At 53.8% G+C, this 22,144-nt stretch carries 25 protein-coding genes and 2 pseudogenes; 5 read left to right on the top strand and 22 right to left on the bottom strand.

The features are described 5' to 3' along the window. Window positions 1-55: 55 nt before the first annotated feature. Genes ycfP through hinT form a run of 6 tightly spaced genes read right to left on the bottom strand, consistent with a single transcriptional unit; the run spans window position 56 to window position 3,823 of the window. Complete coding sequence (gene ycfP / locus RTK32_RS04685; RefSeq protein WP_312042338.1) at window positions 56-598, bottom strand: alpha/beta hydrolase YcfP; 543 nt, start codon at window positions 596-598, stop codon at window positions 56-58. A gap of 23 nt (window positions 599-621) precedes the next feature. Beyond that, window positions 622-1,638 carry a beta-N-acetylhexosaminidase gene (gene nagZ, locus RTK32_RS04680; RefSeq protein ID WP_312042337.1) on the bottom strand — a complete coding sequence of 339 codons (1,017 nt, stop codon included), beginning with the start codon at window positions 1,636-1,638 and terminating at the stop codon, window positions 622-624. 10 nt (window positions 1,639-1,648) lie between these two features. Next, the gene (gene thiK, locus RTK32_RS04675) at window positions 1,649-2,491 is read right to left on the bottom strand and encodes a thiamine kinase (protein ID WP_312042336.1); all 843 of its coding nucleotides are present in this window, start codon (window positions 2,489-2,491) and stop codon (window positions 1,649-1,651) included. Then, on the bottom strand, window positions 2,475-3,044 hold the full coding sequence (gene lpoB, locus RTK32_RS04670) for a penicillin-binding protein activator LpoB (protein ID WP_409451060.1): 570 nt from the start codon (window positions 3,042-3,044) through the stop codon (window positions 2,475-2,477). The genes thiK and lpoB overlap by 17 nt, the downstream gene beginning before the upstream one ends. Window positions 3,045-3,088: 44 nt before the next feature. Continuing rightward, window positions 3,089-3,457, bottom strand: a complete 369-nt coding sequence (locus tag RTK32_RS04665) for a DUF1425 domain-containing protein (RefSeq protein ID WP_312042334.1) — start codon at window positions 3,455-3,457, stop codon at window positions 3,089-3,091. A gap of 15 nt (window positions 3,458-3,472) precedes the next feature. Continuing rightward, complete coding sequence (gene hinT, locus RTK32_RS04660; protein WP_312042333.1) at window positions 3,473-3,823, bottom strand: purine nucleoside phosphoramidase; 351 nt, start codon at window positions 3,821-3,823, stop codon at window positions 3,473-3,475. A gap of 614 nt (window positions 3,824-4,437) precedes the next feature. On the opposite strand from hinT, the gene RTK32_RS04655 reads away from it, so the two are divergent. Together RTK32_RS04655 and RTK32_RS04650 are read left to right on the top strand one after the other, a co-directional pair. Next, the gene (locus RTK32_RS04655; protein ID WP_312042332.1) at window positions 4,438-6,069 is read left to right on the top strand and encodes a hypothetical protein; all 1,632 of its coding nucleotides are present in this window, start codon (window positions 4,438-4,440) and stop codon (window positions 6,067-6,069) included. Next, a complete protein-coding gene (locus tag RTK32_RS04650) occupies window positions 6,056-6,967 on the top strand; it encodes a hypothetical protein (protein WP_312042331.1) in 912 nt (303 codons plus the stop codon). The genes RTK32_RS04655 and RTK32_RS04650 overlap by 14 nt, the downstream gene beginning before the upstream one ends. A gap of 67 nt (window positions 6,968-7,034) precedes the next feature. On the opposite strand, the gene ptsG is transcribed toward RTK32_RS04650, so the two are convergent. The 8 genes from ptsG to RTK32_RS04610 all read right to left on the bottom strand — a co-directional run bounded on the left by ptsG (window position 7,035) and on the right by RTK32_RS04610 (window position 14,123). Further along, window positions 7,035-8,468: a PTS glucose transporter subunit IIBC gene (gene ptsG / locus RTK32_RS04645; protein WP_312042330.1), complete on the bottom strand. Its 1,434-nt coding sequence runs from the start codon at window positions 8,466-8,468 to the stop codon at window positions 7,035-7,037. A 291-nt stretch (window positions 8,469-8,759) separates the two neighbouring features. Continuing rightward, window positions 8,760-9,551 carry a metal-dependent hydrolase gene (locus RTK32_RS04640; protein WP_312042329.1) on the bottom strand — a complete coding sequence of 264 codons (792 nt, stop codon included), beginning with the start codon at window positions 9,549-9,551 and terminating at the stop codon, window positions 8,760-8,762. Window positions 9,552-9,568: 17 nt separating this feature from the next. Beyond that, on the bottom strand, window positions 9,569-10,555 hold the full coding sequence (holB, locus tag RTK32_RS04635) for a DNA polymerase III subunit delta' (RefSeq protein ID WP_312042328.1): 987 nt from the start codon (window positions 10,553-10,555) through the stop codon (window positions 9,569-9,571). Beyond that, a complete protein-coding gene (gene tmk / locus RTK32_RS04630; protein ID WP_312042327.1) occupies window positions 10,552-11,184 on the bottom strand; it encodes a dTMP kinase in 633 nt (210 codons plus the stop codon). The genes holB and tmk overlap by 4 nt, the downstream gene beginning before the upstream one ends. Continuing rightward, complete coding sequence (gene mltG / locus RTK32_RS04625; RefSeq protein WP_312042326.1) at window positions 11,174-12,193, bottom strand: endolytic transglycosylase MltG; 1,020 nt, start codon at window positions 12,191-12,193, stop codon at window positions 11,174-11,176. Before mltG ends, tmk begins: the two co-directional genes overlap by 11 nt. After that, window positions 12,190-13,002, bottom strand: coding sequence for an aminodeoxychorismate lyase (gene pabC, locus RTK32_RS04620; protein ID WP_312042325.1), 813 nt, complete (start codon window positions 13,000-13,002; stop codon window positions 12,190-12,192). Before pabC ends, mltG begins: the two co-directional genes overlap by 4 nt. Before the next feature lie 65 nt (window positions 13,003-13,067). Then, window positions 13,068-13,268, bottom strand: coding sequence for a hypothetical protein (locus RTK32_RS04615; RefSeq protein ID WP_312042324.1), 201 nt, complete (start codon window positions 13,266-13,268; stop codon window positions 13,068-13,070). A 198-nt stretch (window positions 13,269-13,466) separates the two neighbouring features. Further along, entirely contained in the window at window positions 13,467-14,123 is a 657-nt protein-coding gene (locus tag RTK32_RS04610) for a hypothetical protein (protein ID WP_312042323.1), read from the bottom strand. A 78-nt stretch (window positions 14,124-14,201) separates the two neighbouring features. Between RTK32_RS04610 and RTK32_RS04605 the strand changes: the two are divergent. Then, window positions 14,202-14,594, top strand: a pseudogene (locus RTK32_RS04605) (hypothetical protein); the annotation flags it as partial. A gap of 260 nt (window positions 14,595-14,854) precedes the next feature. Further along, window positions 14,855-15,256, top strand: a pseudogene (locus RTK32_RS04600) (tyrosine-type recombinase/integrase); the annotation flags it as partial. Between the two features lie 100 nt (window positions 15,257-15,356). Here RTK32_RS04600 and fabF read toward each other — a convergent pair. From fabF to yceD, 8 genes are all read right to left on the bottom strand, one after another. Continuing rightward, window positions 15,357-16,598 carry a beta-ketoacyl-ACP synthase II gene (fabF, locus tag RTK32_RS04595; RefSeq protein ID WP_312042322.1) on the bottom strand — a complete coding sequence of 414 codons (1,242 nt, stop codon included), beginning with the start codon at window positions 16,596-16,598 and terminating at the stop codon, window positions 15,357-15,359. An 88-nt stretch (window positions 16,599-16,686) separates the two neighbouring features. After that, the gene (gene acpP / locus RTK32_RS04590) at window positions 16,687-16,923 is read right to left on the bottom strand and encodes an acyl carrier protein (RefSeq protein WP_004157115.1); all 237 of its coding nucleotides are present in this window, start codon (window positions 16,921-16,923) and stop codon (window positions 16,687-16,689) included. Window positions 16,924-17,077: 154 nt separating this feature from the next. Beyond that, window positions 17,078-17,812, bottom strand: coding sequence for a 3-oxoacyl-ACP reductase FabG (gene fabG, locus RTK32_RS04585; RefSeq protein WP_312042321.1), 735 nt, complete (start codon window positions 17,810-17,812; stop codon window positions 17,078-17,080). Between the two features lie 13 nt (window positions 17,813-17,825). Further along, a complete protein-coding gene (gene fabD / locus RTK32_RS04580; RefSeq protein ID WP_312042320.1) occupies window positions 17,826-18,755 on the bottom strand; it encodes an ACP S-malonyltransferase in 930 nt (309 codons plus the stop codon). A 16-nt stretch (window positions 18,756-18,771) separates the two neighbouring features. Further along, window positions 18,772-19,725 (bottom strand): beta-ketoacyl-ACP synthase III, encoded by a 954-nt coding sequence (locus tag RTK32_RS04575; protein ID WP_312042319.1) that lies wholly within the window; start codon window positions 19,723-19,725, stop codon window positions 18,772-18,774. A gap of 6 nt (window positions 19,726-19,731) precedes the next feature. Further along, on the bottom strand, window positions 19,732-20,763 hold the full coding sequence (gene plsX, locus RTK32_RS04570; protein ID WP_312042318.1) for a phosphate acyltransferase PlsX: 1,032 nt from the start codon (window positions 20,761-20,763) through the stop codon (window positions 19,732-19,734). A 23-nt stretch (window positions 20,764-20,786) separates the two neighbouring features. After that, window positions 20,787-20,957, bottom strand: a complete 171-nt coding sequence (rpmF, locus tag RTK32_RS04565; RefSeq protein ID WP_013025362.1) for a 50S ribosomal protein L32 — start codon at window positions 20,955-20,957, stop codon at window positions 20,787-20,789. A 14-nt stretch (window positions 20,958-20,971) separates the two neighbouring features. Then, window positions 20,972-21,493 carry a 23S rRNA accumulation protein YceD gene (gene yceD, locus RTK32_RS04560; RefSeq protein WP_312042317.1) on the bottom strand — a complete coding sequence of 174 codons (522 nt, stop codon included), beginning with the start codon at window positions 21,491-21,493 and terminating at the stop codon, window positions 20,972-20,974. A 141-nt stretch (window positions 21,494-21,634) separates the two neighbouring features. Between yceD and RTK32_RS04555 the strand changes: the two genes are divergently transcribed. Further along, the coding region (locus RTK32_RS04555; RefSeq protein WP_312042316.1) for a nucleoside triphosphate pyrophosphatase at window positions 21,635-22,144 on the top strand (510 nt) is incomplete at its 3' end.

Below are 22,144 nucleotides of genomic sequence, written 5' to 3'. Positions count from 1 at the left end.
CCTGGCGAGACGTGAACCTGCCGCCCGTCGGCATCGAACGGGCGAGAGGTTGCGGCTAGCCCAGCGTTTTAAACGCTTTGATCCGCTGTAAATGCGAGGAGATGCTCCTGAACTTATGCGTCTGCTGCTCGTCCCAGACGATTTCATAATAAGCACCCAGCATCTGTGCGCTGCGCTGGTTGTCCAGCGCCTCGTCACGACGAGAGAGAATAACCAGGCAGCGATCACGGTTTTTTTCCCGAAAATTGCTCACACACTTGGTGGCAATATCCACGTACTCTTCGGGCCTGTCTATTTTTCCCGGCATATTCTCTTCCGGCCACAGGTTGGGGTTAAACATCACCTGACGGATATCATTCAAAAAGCCTATGCGTTCGGCCCAGTAACCGCCCAGCCCTACGCCGCAGATCAGCACGCGCTCATCGTCGCTACTGCGCAGGAGCTTGTGGGTTTCATTCAGCAGATACTGCATATCATGCTTAGGATGTAGCGTACTGTAGCTCAGCAGCCGCACATCAGGATCGATAAACTGCAGCTGCAGCACCTTCTCATGATTGCCGGGACTGGTTGAATCAAAACCGTGCAGATAGATTATCATCGCCTTCTCCTGTGGTGTATGCGTCAGCCTCGCTCCAGCCAGCGCGTTTGCAGCGTGCTCAGCGCCTGGCTGCTAGCTTTCCAGCGCGGCGAAGCCAGCAGCTGCTGACGGGTAAACGTACCACGATGGTACAGCCGCGTGGCGCGTTCAGCATTGATCGGCGACAGATTATCCAGCACGCTAACGGCACCGTCACGGTTATTGCAGACCAGGATCATATCGCAACCGGCATCGAGCGAAGCCTGCCCACGCTCGGCATAGCTGCCCATAATCGCCGCGCCTTCCATCGACAGATCGTCGGAAAAAATGACGCCGTCGAAGCCCAGCTCTTTGCGCAGCACGGTTTGCAGCCAGTGCGAGGAGCCGCTGGCAGGCTGCGTATCTACCTGAGTATAGATAACGTGTGCAGGCATCACCGCGTCCAGACGGTTTTCGTCAATCAGCTGCTTAAAAATCTGCATATCGTGCTGGCGAATAACCGCTTCAGGCCGATCGTCGCGCGGGGTTTCCTTGTGTGAATCCGCGCTGACCGCACCGTGGCCCGGAAAGTGCTTGCCGGTGGTTTTCATGCCTGCTTCATGCATTCCATCAATAAAGTGGCGCGCCATCGCCAGCGCAATGGCAGGATCTTCGTGGAAACTGCGCTCGCCAATGGCCGCGCTGCCGTGACCAATATCCAGCACGGGCGCAAAGCTGATATCAATATCCATGGCGATCATCTCGGCAGCCATCAGCCAGCCCGCTTCCTGCGCCAGCCTGGCTGCTTCGGCTTTGCTGTTAAGCGCCGCAAAGGCTTGCATAGCAGGCAGCCGCGTAAAGCCGTCGCGGAAGCGCTGCACGCGCCCGCCTTCCTGATCGACGGCGATCGCCAGTCGATGCCGCGAGGCGGCACGGATCTGCCTGATCAACTCCTGAAGCTGCTCAGGATCGTGATAATTACGGGTGAAGAGGATCAGCCCGCCCACCAGCGGATGTTGTAAAATTTCCCGCTCTTCCGCGTCCAGCTCGTAACCGAGCACGTCTAACATTACCGGTCCCACAGATTACCTCTTATGATCGTACTCGCTGCCAGGCCTGTGCTGCCAGCGTATAAAACGTCTCTTCGCCACTCTGCTGCCATCGCAGCTCGTACCAGCTTGCCGCCAGAAGCGCCAGCCAGGGCTGCCAGCGCATCATCTGCTGCCTTAGCGTTGCCGCATTCAGCTGTTGCAGAGCAGCATAGCGTTCGGTTAGTGCCTGCTGCTGCGACGCATCCAGCGCGTTTCCCGCAGCCAGCGCGGCCAGCTCCAGCGCGATATCACCATCGCTGGCGTATTCCCAGTCAATCAGCCGCAGTCGGTTTTGCTGCCGGATCACATTGCCCGGATGTACGTCCATATGCAGCAATGCCCGCCGCAGTGGTTTGGGTTCCCCACGCCGCTGCAGCCGCCGTAGCGCCCGCAGCCAGCCGCAGTGCCGCCGCGCGGGCTGGCTAAGCTGCCAGTAACGCTCCAGCAGCGTTTGCAGCCGCAAAGGGTAGCCGCTAAGGGGCTGTTGATGCAGTCTCGCCAGCTCGCCGACCACCGCGTCCAGCGCGCCGGGGAAGAGTGCCTCATTCAGCGTTTCGCCCGGCAGCCAGCCAAGCAGCAGCCAGTTATCGGCATAGCCGTAGGCAGGCGGTGTCAGGTCGCTTTGAGAAAGCTTGCGTAAAATGCGGTATTCACGCTGGCGATCCACGCCCGGCACAGGATGACCCTGACGCTGATGGCGAGCCAGCAACGTCACCCTTTCCAGCTCCACTTTTGCCGTCAGCCCGGTTAAACCGTGCAGCGGAAAAAAAGAACCGGCGGATTGCTCCGCCGGAAAACGCTGTTTGATCAGTCTGTTTAGCGCGGGATCAATGCTGTACGACACCGTTACCCGACCAGATGATTTCGCCAGTCTGCACCAGCATCAGCTGCATTTGCAGCGTCGGTGATTTTACGTCACCTTTGGCGTTGGTATAGAGCACGTATTGCGCGCCGACGTAACGGGCCAGGCCGACAGCTTTGCTACGCGAGCCCAGGCTGTCCTCGGCGGAAAGCCCCAGCGTTTGCTTAGCCGTAGCAAGCTGTTCGGGCGTGACCAGCTTGAACTGGGTATTATTTTGCAGTGCGCTTTGCAGCGCGGCGGTAGCTTTGGCACGTTGCAGGCTGCCGTTGGTGCTGTTTTTTACACCGTCGATCAGCAGCACGCTACCGGCCGTAATACCGTCGGCTTTCAGCATTTGCGCCACCAGCGGCGTCACGCTGGCATCCCAGTTAATCGACTGCATTTTAGGCGGCTGCGGCACCGTTTCTGACGGCGGTGGCTCGGTCGGTAGCGGCTGCGGCTGCTCGGGAAACGGTTGGGCCGGTTCAACAGGTGCGGGCTGCTGCTGCTGCTGCTGTTGAACCACACAGCCGCTCAGAATGAACGCCAGCAACATGACGCCCGAGAGTTTAGTTAACTTCCTTTCCACGCAAGAATCTCCTACAGATACAGATAAAGACGAACCTTATTGGCCGTCAGGTTACCCGTTTGCGACGATATTTCAACACTGCTATGCGGCGCGACCGTGACTTTACGAGGCGCTTCAAAGGGCAGAATTTCCAGACCCTTATCGTCATACCAGTAAAAGCGCCACGATAGCGTAACGGGTTTTTCCTGCTGGTTATAGAGCCGGGAGGAAGCCCGCTGCTGCCCTTCATGCTCGGATATCACCGGCTCATCGGTGAGGATCCCCGCCGACAGCACCGATGACTCCATTACCAGCGATTGCGAAGTATCAATGGTCGTACGATCGCTGGCGCAGCCGCTCAGCAACGCCAGCATGGTGCCCAAAAAGATAATTCGCCTCATAGTCTCTCCGGCACGTTATTCAGCCAGCATCGGGCCCAGCGGGCGACCGCCAACCAGATGCAGATGGATATGATAGACTTCCTGCCCGCCGTGCTGATTGCAGTTCATGATCAGACGATAGCCGTCCTCGGCAATGCCTTCCTGTTTAGCGATTTTCGCGGCCACCACGATCATGCGGCCCAGCGCGGCTTCGTGCCCGGCGACCGCATCATTGGCGGTAGGGATCAGAATATTTGGTATTATCAGAATGTGCGTCGGCGCTTTTGGCGAAATATCGCGGAAAGCCGTTACCAACTCGTCCTGATAAACGATATCAGCCGGAGTTTCTCGGCGGATAATTTTACTGAAAATCGTTTCTTCAGCCATGATGCAAGTCCTTAAGCTATGCGTTGAGTTACGGCAGTATGAGCGAGATATTTGTTTTCTTTCAACCTTCCGCTGGCTTTTCTTTACCATATGCCGCTTTTCGCGTCGCTGAGCGTAGGTTCGGGGCGCCTTGTGCAAGCAACATCTGTTTTCGCTACGGTCAGGACGGGCGCATTGCCGGGCGCATGACCAGGAGTTTTGGTTCTGCACAGAACAGACACAATGCTGTGTTTCCGACACTTCATTTCCATGACTGGTAATAAATAAGGTACGCAATTTAGTTAGGCATATAGCTTTTTTGGTATTCCTTTTATTTTTGCCGATCCGAAAAAGATCGCCTCAATTTCTTATATCCCATACAAATAATATCCAGCCAGCGTAAAAATATTGTAATGCGGGCATACGTATTATCGGCAGTAAGCATTTATTCTTTAAAAAAATAAATAAGTTTTATTGATAAATCAACTTAACAACAGGGATAATATCTAAAACAAAAGCAACCATGACACGGTAATAAATTTTATCTCACTCCGGTATCGCAGTTGCAGTATTAACCAGTAAACCCACGTTTATTCGTAGAAAAATAAAAATGGCTTTTATAAAAGGATAATTACATGTCTACTTTTTCAGCCGCCGAGGCTGAGCATAACCAAGGCGGTAACCTGAAGCTTGCCTTACGTGAACAGCGCCTGCAAGAGCTGATGGAAAGCTGCCAAACTCACATATTACAGCAGCTAATTGGGCCATTTGGGCTTACTGCCGCCATGTTTAATGACAAAGAGGGTGGAAGTGTAACAACCACGCACAATTTCGAAAAAGGCGTGGTAGCAACAGAAAATGATAAAGTTCGTTATCAGGACTGGTGCGATACCAACAGCGGTGGCTATAACCGTAAGCCTTACGACAAAGAGCTACCCGGTAAACGCAAAGAACTTTTCCTTAAAGACGAACCTGTTATTTCTGCCTATACCGGTATGGAACTGAACCGGGATGGCACCACACATCTCGACCATGTCGTTTCCGCCAATCGCATTGAAACCGACAGCCGCAACAACTTATTTATGACGCAGGCGCAACGCGTAGCCATGGCTAACGATCCTAAAAATCTTGTTGCAGCGGAAAGTCATATTAATCAGTCAATGCAGGAAATGGAGAAGGAGGAATGGGCTGATAAAATACGTAAAAATAATGAAGGGAAAGGCCTGACCAATACTGAACACTTTGGCGTCGACCGGGAACAACTTGCCCGGACAGCCAGTACCGCCGAAGCCCATGTCAGCCGGGACGTATTGATAGCTCAGGTAAAAAAACAGGGAGTGGAACTAGCCAAAACCGGCGCGGAACAGGCGGTAAGGCAGGCGCTCCGCCAGGCATTAGGAATAGCTTTGCATACACTTGTTAACCATACCTTTATCGAACTTAAGCGGCTTTTTAACGACCCGGATAAAAGTAACCTGATCGACAGACTGACGGCGGCGCTAAAACGCGTGGTTGAACGGGTAATGTTTAAGCTGCGCGCCATGCTGGATGCAGGCATAAACGGCCTGCTGCAGGGATTTATCAGCAATCTCCTGACCTTTCTGATCAATAACTTTATTACTACCGCGGCAAAAGTCGCCACGGTGATCCGCGAGGGAATGGCGGGCTTGTGGAAAGCGGTAAAATTGTTGGTTAATCCGCCGCCCGACCAGCCCGGCATCGAAACGGCACGTGCCGTAACGAAAATTTTGGCTGGTGTAGTAACCACCTCACTGGGCCTTATGTTTGAAGAGGCTATCAAAGGCTTTCTGGCTGGTATTCCGCTGCTGCTACCGATGACTGACATTCTTTCGCCAGCAGTCACCGCTATCCTCACGGGAATTGTTTCATCGCTCGTTGTCTATGGCCTTGATCGCTTTTTCGACTGGCTTTCGCAAACCGGGACCGAGCGTCTGGAGGCAATGGAAGCAGGACTGGACACGGTTAAAGAGAACGTGGGGAAAATGTCACAGTGGCTGGAGTTACAGTTTCAAAACTCCGTCAGCTATCGCGTGATAAGTGCCGACTACCAGCTTATCGATGCTCATTTGGCCGCCACGTACGACAGACAACAAAATACCGCAGCAAGTCAGCGCACAAGAATAGAAGCGAATCAGCAATTTAATCAACAACTGGACGTGAGTATCGACTCGCTCGGTAGCGCTGAGGCCGATGTCATGCTACTTCTGGAAAATTATCTGGCAGGGGATGCTAATGGATGTAATTAAAGATTTGGCGCAGGTCCGTGTATCGGAAGCTATGCTCCGGCAGGTAGATGTTCCTGGCCTGTTAAAAAGCTTCAAAGAAGATTATGACAAGCTGGATAATCTTAAAAAAGATCGGGAAAAGCATGAGGCGCGACATGCGGTTTCCCGCTGGTGGAATTCTGAAGAATTGGAGACGGCGCAGCTGAATGCAGCCGAACTTCATGCCAGCTTCGCTAAAAAGCTGGGGCAGCTGATGATGATTTCTATCGCGCAGGCCCAAATGCTGAATGAGCAACAGCAGCAATTGCAAAATCAGCAAACCAGGATAAAAAGACAGACCAGCGAGATTGCTGAGGCGAACGACGTCATTAAAGGCCAGCAGGAGACCCTGGCTGAACAGCAGCACTCACTGGAAGAGTTGATTAAGGACTATTTTGAACTGAAAGGCTTAACAGCCGAAGGTGCAAAACAACTTATCCTCATTGCACAAGAAGTTAAGCAGACTAAAGAACAGCTGCTGGAAGCCTTTGATAGCAAGCTGTTGGAAACAAGAAGGCTCCATCAACAAACCGAGCTTAGCCTGCAACAGCACACCATCGCCTGGCAAGGTCAGCGTCAGCAAATACAGGACGAGATACAGGCGCAGCATCAGCACGTAGCGGATCTACTTGCCCGTCAGCAAACAGAGACGAGCGAGGCACTAGGGGCCATGCAGCAGCAGACTGCGGCTGTTTGTGAGGCATTCCGGCAAGAGTATAAGCAAGAGACCATGGCGTTAAGGCAATGGAGTGAGAATGCGCTTTCCCTGCAACAGCTGAAGCTGGCACGGCTGCAAAAGCTGGCTGTGGGTGGCCTGTCAGTTGCTGCTATCGCGCTTGTCTGGGTAGGATGGATGAACCGCGCCATGTTTGGTGTCTGACCATCGTTTTTCAGAAATAAAAAAGCCCCACCTTAAGGCAGGGCTTTCACTTTATCCGACCGGCTGCTTACAGCTTGCGAATATAATCATCCATCTCGGTTTTCAGGTTATCAGATTTGGTACCAAAGATAGCCTGAACGCCAGAACCCGCTACAACCACGCCCGCTGCACCCAGCTGTTTCAGGCCGGACTGATCCACTTTGGATACGTCCGCCACGCTGACGCGCAGGCGAGTGATGCAGGCATCAAGGTTAGTAATGTTCTCTTTACCGCCGAAAGCTGCAACCAGATTCGCTGCCATTTCACTGGCGTTGCTGGCGGTTTGCGCCGCTGAGGTTTCTTCACGGCCCGGCGTTTTCAGATTGAGTTTGGCAATCAGCACGCGGAACACGGTGTAATAAATCAGACCGTAAATAACACCGACCACCGGGAACAGCCAGATACGGCTGCTGTTGCCGCTCAGGACCACAAAATCAATCAGACCATGCGAGAAGCTGGTGCCATCGCGCATGCCCAGCAGGATACAGATAGGGAAAGCCAGGCCAGCCAGGATAGCGTGGATCGCATACAGGATCGGCGCCACGAACATAAAGGAGAATTCGATAGGTTCGGTGATGCCGGTCAGGAATGAGGTCAGCGCAGCGGAAATCATGATGCCGCCCACTTTCGCCCGGTTTTCTGGTTTCGCGGAGTGCCAGATAGCAATCGCTGCCGCAGGCAGACCATACATTTTAAACAGGAAGCCGCCGGAAAGTTTGCCCGCGGTTGGGTCGCCTGCCATGTAACGTGGAATATCGCCGTGGAAAACCTGGCCTGCCGCATTGGTGAACTCGCCGATCTGCATCTGGAAAGGAACGTTCCAGATATGGTGCAGACCAAACGGCACCAGAGAGCGTTCAATCACGCCGTAAATACCGAAGGCTACGACCGGATTCTGATAGGCCGCCCACTGCGAGAAGTCCTGAATAGCGGTACCGATGGGTGGCCAGATCAAGGAGAGCAGGATGCCGATAAAAATCGCCGTAAAACCGGAGATAATAGGCACGAAACGCTTACCGGCAAAGAAGCCGAGGTATTCCGGCAGCTTAATGCGATAGAAGCGGTTAAACATATAAGCCGCTATCGAACCGGCGATTATCCCGCCCAGCACGCCCGTATCGGCGAGATGCTTGGCTTCAATCTCGGCGGCTGGCATATGCAGTACCAGCGGCGCCACTACCGCCATTGTTTTAACCATGATGCCGTAGGCGACTACCGCTGCCAGTGCCGAAACGCCGTCATTATTGGTAAAGCCTAACGCCACGCCAATGGCAAAAATCAGCGGCATGTTGGCAAAGACGGATCCGCCTGCTTCCGCCATAACGTGAGAGACCACGGCAGGCAGCCAGCTAAAGTTGGCGGAGCCTACGCCGAGCAGAATACCGGCAATCGGCAGCACCGATACCGGCAACATCAGCGATTTACCGACCTTTTGCAGGTTTGCAAATGCGTTTTTGAACATAGTGTGAAACTCCTGAGTATGGGTGCTTTACGCGTTTTTCAACGCGATATAACGGGGGGAGGACCCGCTATGGGTGGAGCGCTTTGCGCCCTCGTGATTTATTACGAACTGTAAAATAATTCCGCCATCATTTGTTTGACGGTTATCACGTTTCACTGAACATCCGCCTGCTATGTAGTTTAATTCCCCAAAATTTGCCAGTTTTTAGCCATCAGAAAGCCGTATCGCCAACAAAGTAGCGACACGACTCTCTTTTTTTTACAAATTTATTACGAGGATTAAAATAAAGCGCTAGTCGGTAAGACGGCTCATCGGCACGTGGAAAAGGCGGGAGAAGTTAGCCGTGGTGGCCTCCGCCAGCGTTTCAATACTCACGCCTTTTACTACGGCCATATAATCAGCTACGTCGCGCGTGTAAGCGGGCTGATTCTCTTTGCCACGGTACGGTACGGGCGCCAGGTAAGGTGAGTCGGTTTCCACCAGCATCCTGTCCAGTGGCACATAGCGTGCCGCCTCGCGGATAGTTTCTGCATTACGGAAAGTGGCGATACCGGAAAACGAAATATAAAAGCCCATATCCAGCAGCTTTTCCGCGGTTTCCCGATCTTCCGTAAAGCAGTGCAGCACGCCACCGCACCCTTCCACCTTCTCTTCTTTCAGAATAGCCAGCGTATCGTCGCGCGCGTCGCGCGTATGCACAATGACCGGCTTGTTCAGGTCGCGGCCAATACGGATATGCTCACGGAAGGAAGCCTGCTGCTGTACCAGGGTCTCCTTCTGATAGTAGTAGTCCAGCCCCGTTTCACCCATGGCAATCACGCGTTCGTCGGCAGCCAGCTGGCGCAGCTCGGCAAAATCATAAGGTTCATCCTGATTGAGCGGGTGCACGCCACAGGAGTATGCCACGTTAGCGCGATCGCCAATCAGTTGCGTCATTGCCTTATAGCCGGGTAACGTGGTCGCTACCGCCAGCATGAACTTCACGTCACGCGCGGCAGCTTTCGCCAGCACATCGTCCACATCCCGATGCAGGGTTTCATAGTTCAGGCCGTCAAGATGACAGTGGGAATCGACTAAAAACATAATTATTCTCTGGTTCGTTAGCCAACCACGGAAGCATGGAGCATTTGCTCCCATGCCAGCAGTTGGTCAGTCAATAAGAGTTCACGGTTTACGGCGACCACGTTGAGCAGGCGGTCACGGCACAAAAACCATTGACGAACGCTTTCATCCAGGGCGCTGGCCGGCAGCTGACGGGCGATCTCCGCGACCAGCATCTGGCTGTCGGCATTGGCAATAAAGCGTCCGCCGCCCTGCTGCCATTTCAGCGCATCCACCAGCAGGGCGCAGAGCCAGCCGGTACGCGCCGCCGCGTCATCGTGATTCAGAACGGGCAGCAAGGATAGCATATCTTTTTGCAACGCCACCGGCAGTGCCTCGCACAGCGCCTGTCGCGCCGCCCAGCTGCTTTCCAGCATTGTTTGTGCCGCGGCGGGCGCGCCGCCGCTTAGCCGCAGCGCGGTCAGGCAATCCTGCTGCGATGCGCCAGCCTGTTTCTGCAGCCAGCTCAGACTTTGCGCCTCATCCGGCGCGGCCAGGTGAACGCTTTGACAGCGGCTGCGCAGCGTGGCCAGCAGCTGTGACGGCTGCTGGCAGCAGAGTAAAAACCAGGTGTTGACCGGCGGCTCCTCCAGCGTTTTCAGCAGCGCGTTAGCGGCCGCTTCCGTCAGCTGAGCGGCATCGGGCAGCCAGACCACCTTTGCCCCACCCTGCTGAGCGTGATGAAAAAGCTTCTCCGTGACGCCACGTACCGCATCAATGCCCAGCGAGCTTTTGCCTTTCTCTGCCGCCAGCTCGTACCAGTCCGGGTGCGTGTGGGCCTGCATCAAATGGCAGGCATGACACTCTCCGCAGCTTTTCAGCCCGTCTCTGCGCTGGCACATCAGCCAGCGGCTGATCCCCCAGACCAGTGAGGCATCGCCCATTCCCGGCAATGCCTGAAGCAGCAGCGCGTGGTGCCCGCGCCCGGCCTGATGCTGGCCGATTATCTGCCGGTAAGGCTGGTTAAGCCACGGATACCAGATCATGACTGTTCCTGTAGCCACAGCGCCAGCGTCTGCCGGATAGCGGTGGAGACGCCTTCAATAGCCTGCGTGGCGTCGATGGTTTTGATGCTCTCGTCGGCCGCGGCCAGCGCCAGATAGCGCTCACGCGTGCGGGTAAAGAAGTTCAGCGACTCCTGCTCAATGCGATCCAGCTCGCCTCGCGACCGGGCACGCTGCAGGCCAATTTCTGGGGTGACGTCCAGGTAAAGCGTTAAATCAGGCGCAAAATCGCCCAACACGCTTTGTTTCAGCTGCTCCATCAGGCGGATATCTATGCCCCGTCCACCGCCTTGATAAGCCTGAGAAGAGAGATCGTGACGATCGCCAACTACCCAGGCGTCGCGCGCCAGCGCCGGTTTAATCACGTTCTCAACCAGCTGCACGCGTGCCGCGTAAAGCATCAGCAGCTCGGCACGATCGGTGATCTGCTCGCCCTCAATCCCCTGCTTAATCAGCTCACGGAGTTTTTCCGCCAGCGGCGTACCGCCCGGTTCGCGGGTAAAGACGATATCTTCAATGCCGTGCTGCCTGAGCGTCGCCACGATGGTATCGCGGGCGGTCGTTTTGCCTGCGCCTTCCAGCCCTTCGATAACGATAAATTTACTTTTCATTTTTTTCCTTGAGCAGCAGGCGCCAGGCCTGGACCGCACGATTATGGCTCGCCAGGTTGGTGGTAAAGGTGTGGCCGCCTTTGCCATCCGCAACAAAATAAAGAAAGTCTGTTTTTTCCGGATGGGCGGCCGCTTCCAGCGAAGCCTTGCCCGGCGTGGCGATAGGCCCTGGCGGCATCCCGGCTATCACATAGGTGTTATAAGCCGTAGGCGTTTCCAAATCCTTGCGCGTCAGCGTCCCCTTATAGCTGTCGCCCATGCCGTAAATCACGGTAGGATCGGTCTGTAAACGCATGCCCAACCGCAGCCGATTAATAAAGACCGAAGCGACCTTGCTACGTTCTTCGCCCAGCGCCGTTTCTTTTTCCACGATTGACGCCATTGTCAGCAAATCATCTTTCTCTTTATAAGGCAGCCCTTCCGCTTTGCTCTGCCACAGCGTATCGACCATTTTTACCATCCGGCCGTGGGCCCGCTCCAGGATCGCAACGTCCGTAGTATTGGCGGTGTAGGAATACGTATCGGGATAGAACCAGCCTTCAACATCCTGTTGCGGCATTTTCAGCGTCTGGCCCAGCGTGGTCAGCTTGTCGTCCGTCAGCGTATGTTTGATATAGGGTGCCGCACGCAGCTGCGCCAGCCACTCCTGCATTCGCGACCCTTCGATAAAGCGGATCGGGAACTGCGCTTCTTTACCACTGGAAAGCAGCGTCAGCATCTGGCGTACCGTCATGCCCTGCGTAAATCGATAGGTGCCGGCCTTAAAATTAGCCAGCTCCGGCTCCAGTTTCAGCAGCCAGCCAAACCAGAAGGAGCGCGGCGTAATTTTCTGCCTGTTCAACTCGGCTTCCAGCACCACGCGGCCCGCACCAGCTGGTAGCGTAAAAATAGTCTCGTGCTCAATCAACAACGGCGACCTGGCGAACTGTTTGATTTGCCAGTAGCTGAAAGCCAGACCGGCAATAATGAACGCGACGATCCCGCCGACTACTTTGCGTTTTACTGTCATAAATGTCCCTGAAAATCGTGCTCACCGATGCGGTTAAACAACGTTCTTGAGTGGTAAAACCGGTTTTCAATCTGTGCGACCGGCAACATCGGCATCAGTGCATTAGTGATAAAAATTTCGTCCGCCTCTTCGAGCGTCTGGGGGGGTACGCTGACTTCCCTCACTTTACAGCCCTGCTCGGCCAGTAGCCGCATGACCCACTGACGCTGAATGCCGTTGACCCCGGCCTGCGTCACATCGGGCGTAAAGACGTCTTCGCCCTTACGCCAAAATAAATTTGCCGCACAGCATTCCACCAGCAGCCCCTGAGTGTCAAGAACCAGCGCTTCGTCAGCGTCGGTCTGCTCAAGCTCTGTGCGGATAAGCACCTGCTCCAGACGATTAAGATGCTTGATGCCGGCCAGCAGAGGATTACGGCCCAGACGAATGGTGCTGAGCGCCAGTTTCACGCCCGTCTGGCGAAGCTGGTGATAATGTGCCGGATAGTCCGACAGTATAATAATGCGTGAAGCTTGCTGGCAGCCGCTGGCACTATAACCACGGCCACCGACACCACGGGAAAGAATGACTTTGAGCACGCCTGTCGGGCGCATCGCGGCTGCGCTCATCACTTCCTGTTGCAGAGCTTCCCAGTCAACGTAATGAATAAGCAGGCGCTTGCATGCTTGTTGTAATCGCTCCAGATGCGCGAGCGACGCAATAACCTGCCCTTTTTCAATGCGCGCCGTGGTAAAACAGCCATCGCCAAACTGTAAGGCACGGTCTTTAACGGAAATAAATTCCTGGGGCTGACCATTTATCCAGATCATCGGCTCTCCTTTTTAGTTACGCCAAAGCCTGCCTGCATCTTTGCGCAGCTGCACGCCATTTTAAATCAGCAAAAGGGGGATAAAAAATAAAAAAGCCCGCTTTTGCGGGCCTGCATATCAAGCATAATATCATGAAATAAAAAGTGTTTTATTTCAGTACATCCAATTTTTGTCCACCGTTCGTTCATGCCCGCTGCAAGGCGGGCTTGAGCCTGTAACGTGATTCTATCGTCATCAACGTTACCAGTCGCTGGGGCTTTCATCATAGATTTTCCGCACGGCAAACTTGAAAATATAGTACCCCAGTATCAACCCCGGTAGGGTAAAAGCGGCGAGGTAGTATTTGTATTCGCTGTAAGAGAAAAATAAAAACCACCCCATGTAGATCAAGGATAATCCACATACGCCTATTCCAATGCCCTGAATGATGCGTGAAAGTGCAGCCAGAAATAATTTTTTCATATCTAAACTTTCTCAAAAAAATAACAGCACGTCTGGTGAAATTTATTGCGGTCTGTAAACCATAGCGCTGTGGCATCTTCAAAAGGTCTGGTTTTTTCAGCAACCATGAAGTACAGCAGATCTAAATCGCCTAAGCGCCTTAGCACATTGTAGGCGGATGGATTACGGCGTTGTAAGTCTCTGGAAACGTATACTGAACGAGACATGGCAGCACCAATCGAAAGAAGGCTGCCGATTGTCATACCCGTAACTATTTGCGGAATCAGCCGGGAAGAAAATATATAGCCCATATTAGCAGCTGCCACTTGATTGAAAGCCATTCTCCCTAAAAATTTCCCGCCACCTTTAGTGGATAAATCCCTTACTTTCTGAAACTCAACGTGCTCGAAAAAGTTGTCCATAAACAGGTGTAAAACTTTTTCAAGATTCTGCCTTGAAGCCATTCCTGTCTTTACCATTCTGAGCATTCTTTCTTTGTCATATGAATGGACAGCCCTGTTATCTGTATCGAGGTAATCTCGGCCCAAATAATAAATATCTACGGGCCAATTCACAAAACCATGTACAAATCCCCGGAAAAAATTACCATCAATGTGAACTGCATCGACCATCTCATCCGCCAACTTTTTGGCACTAATCATCAATTTGTCCTTGTTCATTAATCATCCTTTGAGTGCAGCGGCATTATAACCCAACGGTTCTTAACTTTGATCTTTTGAGTTGATGTCGCCATCTGACAGGACTACAACCCGCCAGCGGTGCGCCCGTTTGGTAATCGCGAGGTATGGGGCGGCTTTGACCCGTCCCGCTCCGGGGACAACTCCACCTTTGTGATCGTTGCGCGCCCGCTGCATGAGGGCGAACGGTTCCGGGTGCTGGCAATCTACCAGTGGCGGGGACTTAACTTCAGCTGGCCGGCCGAGCAGATCAAGCAGCTGATGAAGCGCTATAACATGACGTACCTCGGCATAGATACCACCGGCATCGGGAAGAGCGTCTATGACCTGGTCACCCAGTTCGCGCTACGGGAAGCAAACGCCATTCTCTACAGCGTGGAAAGCAAAAACCGCCTGGTGATGAAGATGATTGACGTTGTCGAACGCAAACGCATCGAGTGGGCGAAGGATGCCCAGGTCCCGATCCTCCCAACCCGACTCAGTGTAATAACGCCATTGCTGATACTCAGCCTCGCGTTTATCCTCATCGCCATAACGCCCTGACATAAACTTTTCCCTCATATCTTCAGTACATTTCAAGCACTAACCATCATGGGTCGTCATCAAATCTGATGGCGTTAGCCGAGCACAGCCCCCCGGAGCCTGGCAGTAACGTGCTAGCCGCTTGACTGACTGCTCCCCTGATAATGTAACGCGAAGAAGGCCGAAATCATCATATTATGAATGGGAAGGTCACGTTCATGGCTGCCAAGAACAGCAAGAAGAGAACGGTTCCGATAACACAGGAAGTCGAAAAAACAGTGAGAACTGTAGATGAAGGGAGGCTATTTAACGTGTCGTATCAAAGTTACAGATTGCATTTACGCAGCGTCAAGCCAGATATTCCGAAAGGCCAGGCCGTACATATCCTGCGTCATACATTTGCAGCGCATTTTATGATGAACGGCGGGAACATTCTTACGCTGCAAAAAATTCTGGATCACGCAAATATCCAGCAGACGATGACTTATGCGCATCTGGCGCCTGACTATTTGCAGGATGCGACAAAGCTCAATCCACTGCGCGACGGCATCCACATTCCATCCACATCAGAGGATTTCTGTGGGGTTCCGTGACATACCAAACAACAGTTAACCGTTTGAATTTGCGATATAAAAAGCATGCGGGACCTGTAAAAAAGGCCCGCTTTTGCGGGCCTTTTATCACCGAAGACAATCAGATTTTACGGAAAATCAGCGAGCCATTAGTGCCGCCAAAACCGAAGGAGTTACACAGAGCATACTCCAGTCCTTTAACCTGACGCGCCGTATGCGGCACAAAATCCAGGTCGCAACCTTCATCCGGGTTATCCAGATTGATGGTAGGCGGAATGACCTGATCGCGCAGTGCAAGGATAGAGTAGATAGATTCTACTGCTCCCGCCGCGCCTAACAGATGACCGGTCATGGATTTTGTGGAACTGACCATTACGTCATACGCCGCCGCGCCAAAGACGGACTTCACGGCCTGCGCTTCCGCTACGTCACCCGCAGACGTCGAGGTACCGTGCGCGTTGATATAGCCGATTTTTTCCACCGACAGTTGCGCATCCCGCAGGGCATTTTCCATTGCCAGCGCCGCGCCCGCGCCGTTTTCCGGTGGCGAGGTCATATGATAAGCATCACTGCTCATCCCAAAGCCCACCAGCTCGGCGTAAATTTTTGCGCCGCGCTTTTTCGCGTGTTCGTACTCTTCCAGCACGACGATGCCAGCGCCGTCGCCCAGCACAAAGCCGTCACGGTCTTTATCCCACGGACGGCTTGCCGCCTGAGGATTATCGTTGCGGGTAGAAAGCGCACGTGCCGCCCCGAAACCACCAATGCCCAGCGGCGTACTGCCTTTTTCCGCGCCGCCGGCAATCATGACGTCAGCATCGTTATAGGCAATCATACGCGCTGCCTGACCAATGTTATGCACACCGGTAGTACAAGCGGTCGAGATGGCAATGCTGGGGCCTTTCATGCCGTACATGATAGTCAGATGACCAGCAATCATGTTCACAATAGTGGAAGGCACAAAGAAAGGGCTGATTTTACGCGGGCCGCCGTTCACCAGCGAGGTATGGTTTTCTTCTATCAGACCAAGGCCACCAATGCCGGAGCCTATAGCGGCACCGATACGGTGCGCGTTCTCGTCAGTAATGACCAGACCGGCATCCTGCATAGCCTGCATACCAGCAACAACGCCGTATTGAATGAAGGCGTCCATCTTGCGCTGATCTTTACGCGAGATAAACTCCTCGCAGTTGAAATCCTTTACTAAGCCAGCAAAACGCGTTGCGTACGCACTGGTTTCAAAATGGTCGATCGGGCTGATGCCACTCTGACCGGCAACAAGAGCATTCCAGGTAGACTCTACGGTATTGCCGACAGGAGACAACATGCCAAGACCGGTCACAACTACACGACGCTTAGACACGTTCGTCCTCCAGGGAGGGGATAAAAGAGTATCAGTGGGAACTACAGATAAAACTCAGGCGGTCGAGTGACCGCCTGGAGATGCTCACTTAAGCCTGGTGACCATTGATGTAATCAATAGCAGCCTGAACGGTAGTGATTTTCTCAGCTTCTTCGTCCGGAATCTCGGTATCAAACTCTTCTTCCAGAGCCATTACCAGCTCAACGGTATCAAGAGAATCAGCGCCCAGATCTTCTACAAAAGAGGCAGTGTTAACAACTTCTTCCTGCTTAACGCCAAGCTGCTCGCCAATGATTTTCTTAACGCGTTCTTCGATAGTGCTCATACTATTAAATTTCCTATCAAAACTCGCTTTCGCGATGGTTTTCGTAGTGTATAAAATGTTGAAAAAGATGCAACTAAATCCCGGCTGGTCAAACCACGAATTTACGTTATTTTGCGGGCATTGCCGCAAATAACGCAAATACTTTTCGTGATTATCAGACCATATACATTCCGCCATTGACGTGCAGCGTCTCACCAGTGATGTACGCCGCCTCGTCAGAGGCTAAAAATGCAACGGCACTGGCGATTTCCTGCGCGCCGCCTAAGCGACCCGCTGGCACTTCCGCCAGGATGCCCGCACGCTGCTCTTCAGTCAGCGCACGCGTCATGTCGGTTTCAATGAAACCGGGAGCCACAACGTTAACGGTAATACCACGTGACGCGACTTCACGCGCCAGTGACTTGCTAAAGCCGATCAAACCCGCTTTTGCTGCCGCGTAGTTTGCCTGACCCGCATTACCCATTGTTCCAACAACGGAGCCAATGGTAATAATTCGGCCCACGCGTTTTTTCATCATAGCGCGCATTACCGCTTTTGACAGGCGGAATACGGAAGTCAGATTCGTGTCCAGGATATCCTGCCACTCGTCATCCTTCATACGCATCAGAAGATTATCACGCGTAATGCCAGCATTATTGACTAAAATGTCCACTTCGCCAAATTCTGCGCGAATATTTCCCAACACTTCGTCAATAGACGCGCTGTCGGTAACATTCAGCAGCAGGCCTTTGCCATTGCTGCCCAGATAAGCGCTGATTGCCTCCGCCCCGCTCTGGCTGGTGGCGGTGCCAATTACCTTCGCGCCGCGCGCGACCAGGGTTTCTGCAATCGCACGGCCAATGCCGCGGCTCGCGCCGGTCACCAGCGCAATTTTTCCTTCGAAGCTCATCTTCATCCTCTTCTTACTGCTCGATCGCCGCTGACAGGCTGGCAGGTTCACCGATCGCCGTGGCCGTCAGGGTGTCTACAATTCGTTTCGTCAGGCCGGTCAGTACTTTGCCAGGACCTACTTCCAGCAGCGACGTCACGCCCTGCTGCGCCATGAACTCCACGCACTCAGTCCAGCGAACCGGGCTGTAGAGCTGGCGAACCAGTGCGCTACGGATCGCTTCAGGCGACGTTTCGCACTTTACGTCAACGTTGTTGACTACCGGCAAGGTCGGCGCGCTAAAGGTTATGGACTCCAGCGCCACAGCGAGCTTGTCCGCCGCGGGCTTCATCAGCGCACAATGCGACGGAACGCTGACCGGCAGCGGCAGCGCACGTTTTGCGCCAGCAGCTTTACAGGCTGCACCAGCACGCTCTACTGCCGCTTTGTTACCGGCAATGACGACCTGGCCAGGCGAGTTAAAGTTCACCGGCGAAACCACTTCGCCCTGAGCCGACTCTTCGCAGGCTTTAGCAATAGCCGCATCGTCCAGACCGATGATCGCCTGCATGGCGCCCGTCCCTGCCGGCACGGCTTCCTGCATCAGTTTGCCGCGCAGTTCAACCAGCTTGATCGCTTCTTTAAAATCGATCACGCCTGCACAAACCAGCGCACTATACTCGCCCAGGCTGTGTCCCGCCAGCATTGCAGGCTGAGATCCGCCTTTTTCCTGCCAAACGCGGAAAATAGCAACAGATGCGGCCAGCAAAGCAGGCTGTGTCTGCCAGGTTTTGTTCAGTTCTTCAGCAGGCCCCTGTTGCACCAGCGCCCACAGATCGTAACCGAGCGCGTCGGAAGCTTCACGAAATGTCTGTTCTACCAGCGCGTTTTCCGCTGCCAGTTCAGCCAGCATGCCCACGGTCTGCGAACCCTGACCTGGAAAAACCATAGCAAATTGCGTCATTGTTATATCCTGTTAATCAAAAACGAACCAGCGCCGAACCCCAGGTGAAGCCCCCGCCAAAAGCTTCCAGCAGAACGAGCTGGCCTGGCTTGATGCGGCCATCGCGCACCGCTTCATCCAGCGCGGTAGGCACAGAGGCGGCAGAGGTGTTGCCGTGACGGTCAAGCGTCACCACCACTTTATCCATTTCCATGCCCAGCTTACGCGCGGTCGCGTTAATAATGCGCAGGTTAGCCTGGTGTGGCACCAGCCAGTCAATGGCCTCACGCTCAAGGTTATTGGCCTGCAGCGTTTCTTCAACGATATGCGCCAGTTCTGTGACGGCGACCTTAAAGACTTCGTTGCCGGCCATCGTCACGTAAGAAGGCTGTTCCTGATTCTCACGGTCCTGATTGGCCAGCGTCAGCAGCTGACCATAGCGGCCGTCAGCGTGCAGGTGGGTAGAAATAATGCCCTGCTCTTCGCTGGCGCCCAGTACCGCTGCCCCGGCACCATCGCCGAACAGGATGATCGTACCGCGATCGTTAGGATCGAGCATTCGCGCCAGCACGTCAGATCCAATTACCAGCGCATTTTTTACCGCGCCGTTTTTAATAAATTGGTCAGCAACGCTCAGGCCGTAAGTGAAGCCCGCACAGGCCGCCGCCAGATCGAAAGACGCGGCATCTTTAATGCCCAGCATTTGCTGGATCATGCAGGCGGAGCTTGGGAAGGCGTGGCTGGAAGAGGTAGTTGCCACCACAATCAGGCCGATATCGTCTTTATCGATACCCGCCATTTCCAGCGCACGTTCGGCGGCGTGAAAGCCCATTGTCGCCACGGTCTCGTCGGGCGCAGCAATGCGGCGTTCACGAATGCCGGTACGGGTGACAATCCACTCGTCCGACGTATCCACCATTTTTTCCAGATCGGCGTTAGTCCGCACCTGTTCGGGTAAATAGCTGCCCGTACCGATAATTTTTGTATACATGTCCGCTCAGTCACTCTTAGGTAATACAGTTTCAAGGCGGGCGGCAATCCGTTCAGGAAGTTGCCGCCGCACCGCCTGCTCTGCCTGTTCTATGGCCGCAACAAATGCGCGCTGGCTGGCACCACCATGGCTTTTCACCACGGTTTTGCGCAGCCCTAACAGGCAGGCGCCATTGTACTGGTCGGGGTTAAGGTGACCGAAGCGCTTCGCCAGGCGTTTTTTCAGCAAACGCCCCAGCAGCGACAGCCACCATGCCCTTTTTTTACCTTCTTGCGATTGCAACAGCGAAAGAAACACTCTTACAACGCCTTCCATTGTCTTTAACGTGACGTTGCCGATAAACCCATCGCACACAAGGACGTCCGTTTTCCCGGTAAGCAGTTCGTTACCTTCGAGGTATCCAATATAGTTAATTTCCGGTGCATCCCGCAAAATGACTGCGGCGTCACGGATAGTTTCCAGACCCTTGGTCTCTTCCTGCCCAATATTCAGCAACGCAACGCGTGGTCGACTGATGGCCAGCACGTCTTCTGCCATGACCGCACCCATTATTGCGAATTGCACCAGCATCTCGCTATCTGAATTTACGTTGGCGCCTAAATCCAGCAGGACGGTTTTACCGCTTTTTACGTTAGGTACTACGGTCATCAGCGCCGGGCGCTCAATACCGTTTAGCGTGCCGAGCAGGAGTTTAGCCAGCCCCATCAACGCGCCGGTATTCCCTGCGCTGACGCAGGCGTCGGCCTCGCCTTTCTTGACCAGCTCAAGCGCCACACGCATTGAGGAGCCGCGGCTGTGGCGAATCGCCTGTGCAGGTCTGGCATCACTGGCAATAACCGACTCGGCAGGGACGATCTGCAGACGTTCCCGTAGCGTGGAATCAGCTTTTGCGAGTAATGACGTGAGTGTGTCGGGATCGCCGACCAGAAGAAGATGTAGCTGCGGATCGGACGCCAGTGCCTGCATTGCCGCAGGCACTGTCACGCAGGGACCGAAGTCCCCGCCCATGGCATCAATCGCCAGGGTCAAACGTGTCAAAGTATCGCCGGCTAAGCCGTGAATTACTTAACGATGACCTTGCGACCGCGGTAGTAACCGTCCGCAGTGATGTGGTGACGCAGATGCGTTTCGCCAGAAACTTTATCTACGGAAAGAGTGGCAGTGGTCAGGGCATCGTGTGAACGACGCATGCCACGTTTGGAACGGGTTGGTTTATTCTGTTGTACGGCCATGGACCTTACTCCTATTACTTACGCTTTAAACTGGCTAATACGGCAAATGGGTTTGGTTTTTCCGCCTCTGCAGGCAACTTGCCAAAGACCATGTCCGCCTCGGACACTTCACAGTGTTCAGAATCATGCACCGGAACGACCGGCAGGGCGAGGATAATTTCATCCTCCACCACCGCCAGCAGGTCGATTTCGCCAAACTCGTTGACCTCGACCGGCTCGTACGCTTCCGGCAGTGCCTCTGCCTGCTCGTCATTGACGATCGGGCTGAAGCAATACGTTACGTGGACAGAATGCGGGAAGTTCTGGCCGCAGCGTTGACAACACAGCGTGACGGAGACCGCCGCCGAGCCTTTCAGCACGGCTAAACGCTGATCGTCGATCGCGAACGACATCGAACAATCTACATCGCTATCCACACTCACTACCGATTCGGCAATACGCTCCACCTGTTCAGGGGTGTAAACGCCCTGGTAGTCCAGGCGTTTCTGAGCGGTGCGAACCGGATCGAGAGTCAGGGGTAATTTTACCTTTTGCATAGGGCGCGCATATTAACTTTGTAACGAGATAGAGTCAAAGAAAAAGGCCGTTTAACAGCATCTTTCACCCATTATTCGCATCCAGTGCGGCGCATAGTTTAAAATGTCCTGCACTCCTGCGCAATTCTTCCGGAAAAAATTATGACACAGCTGGTTCTGGCTTCGACCTCCCCCTTCAGAAAAGCCCTGCTTGAGAAACTAGGGCTTGCTTTTATTACCGCCGCGCCGGAGGTGGATGAGACGCCGCTGCCTGGCGAATCCGCGATTGATTTAGTGCAGCGCCTTGCCGCCGCGAAGGCTCTGGCATTGGCAGAAAGCTATCCCGACAGCCTGATTATCGGGTCCGACCAGGTTTGTGTAATAGACGGTAAAATAACCGGAAAACCGCATACGGAAGAGAGAGCCTGCGAGCAGTTACGCCAGGCCAGTGGTCATAGCGTAATTTTTTATACGGGCCTGGCGCTGTTGAACAGCAAATCAAATAACCTGGAAGTGGTTTGCGAGCCTTTCAGCGTCGATTTCAGGGTATTGACGGATCGGGAAATTAATAATTATGTTCGCAAAGAGCAGCCTCTGGGCTGTGCAGGAAGCTTCAAGAGCGAAGGGCTGGGAATTACGCTATTCGACAGGTTGACGGCCCGCGATCCCAAT

Source organism: Erwinia sp. (assembly GCF_031978025.1).
Taxonomy (GTDB): Bacteria; Pseudomonadota; Gammaproteobacteria; order Enterobacterales; family Enterobacteriaceae; genus Erwinia.
This window is presented reverse-complemented; position numbering and strand designations above follow the sequence as displayed.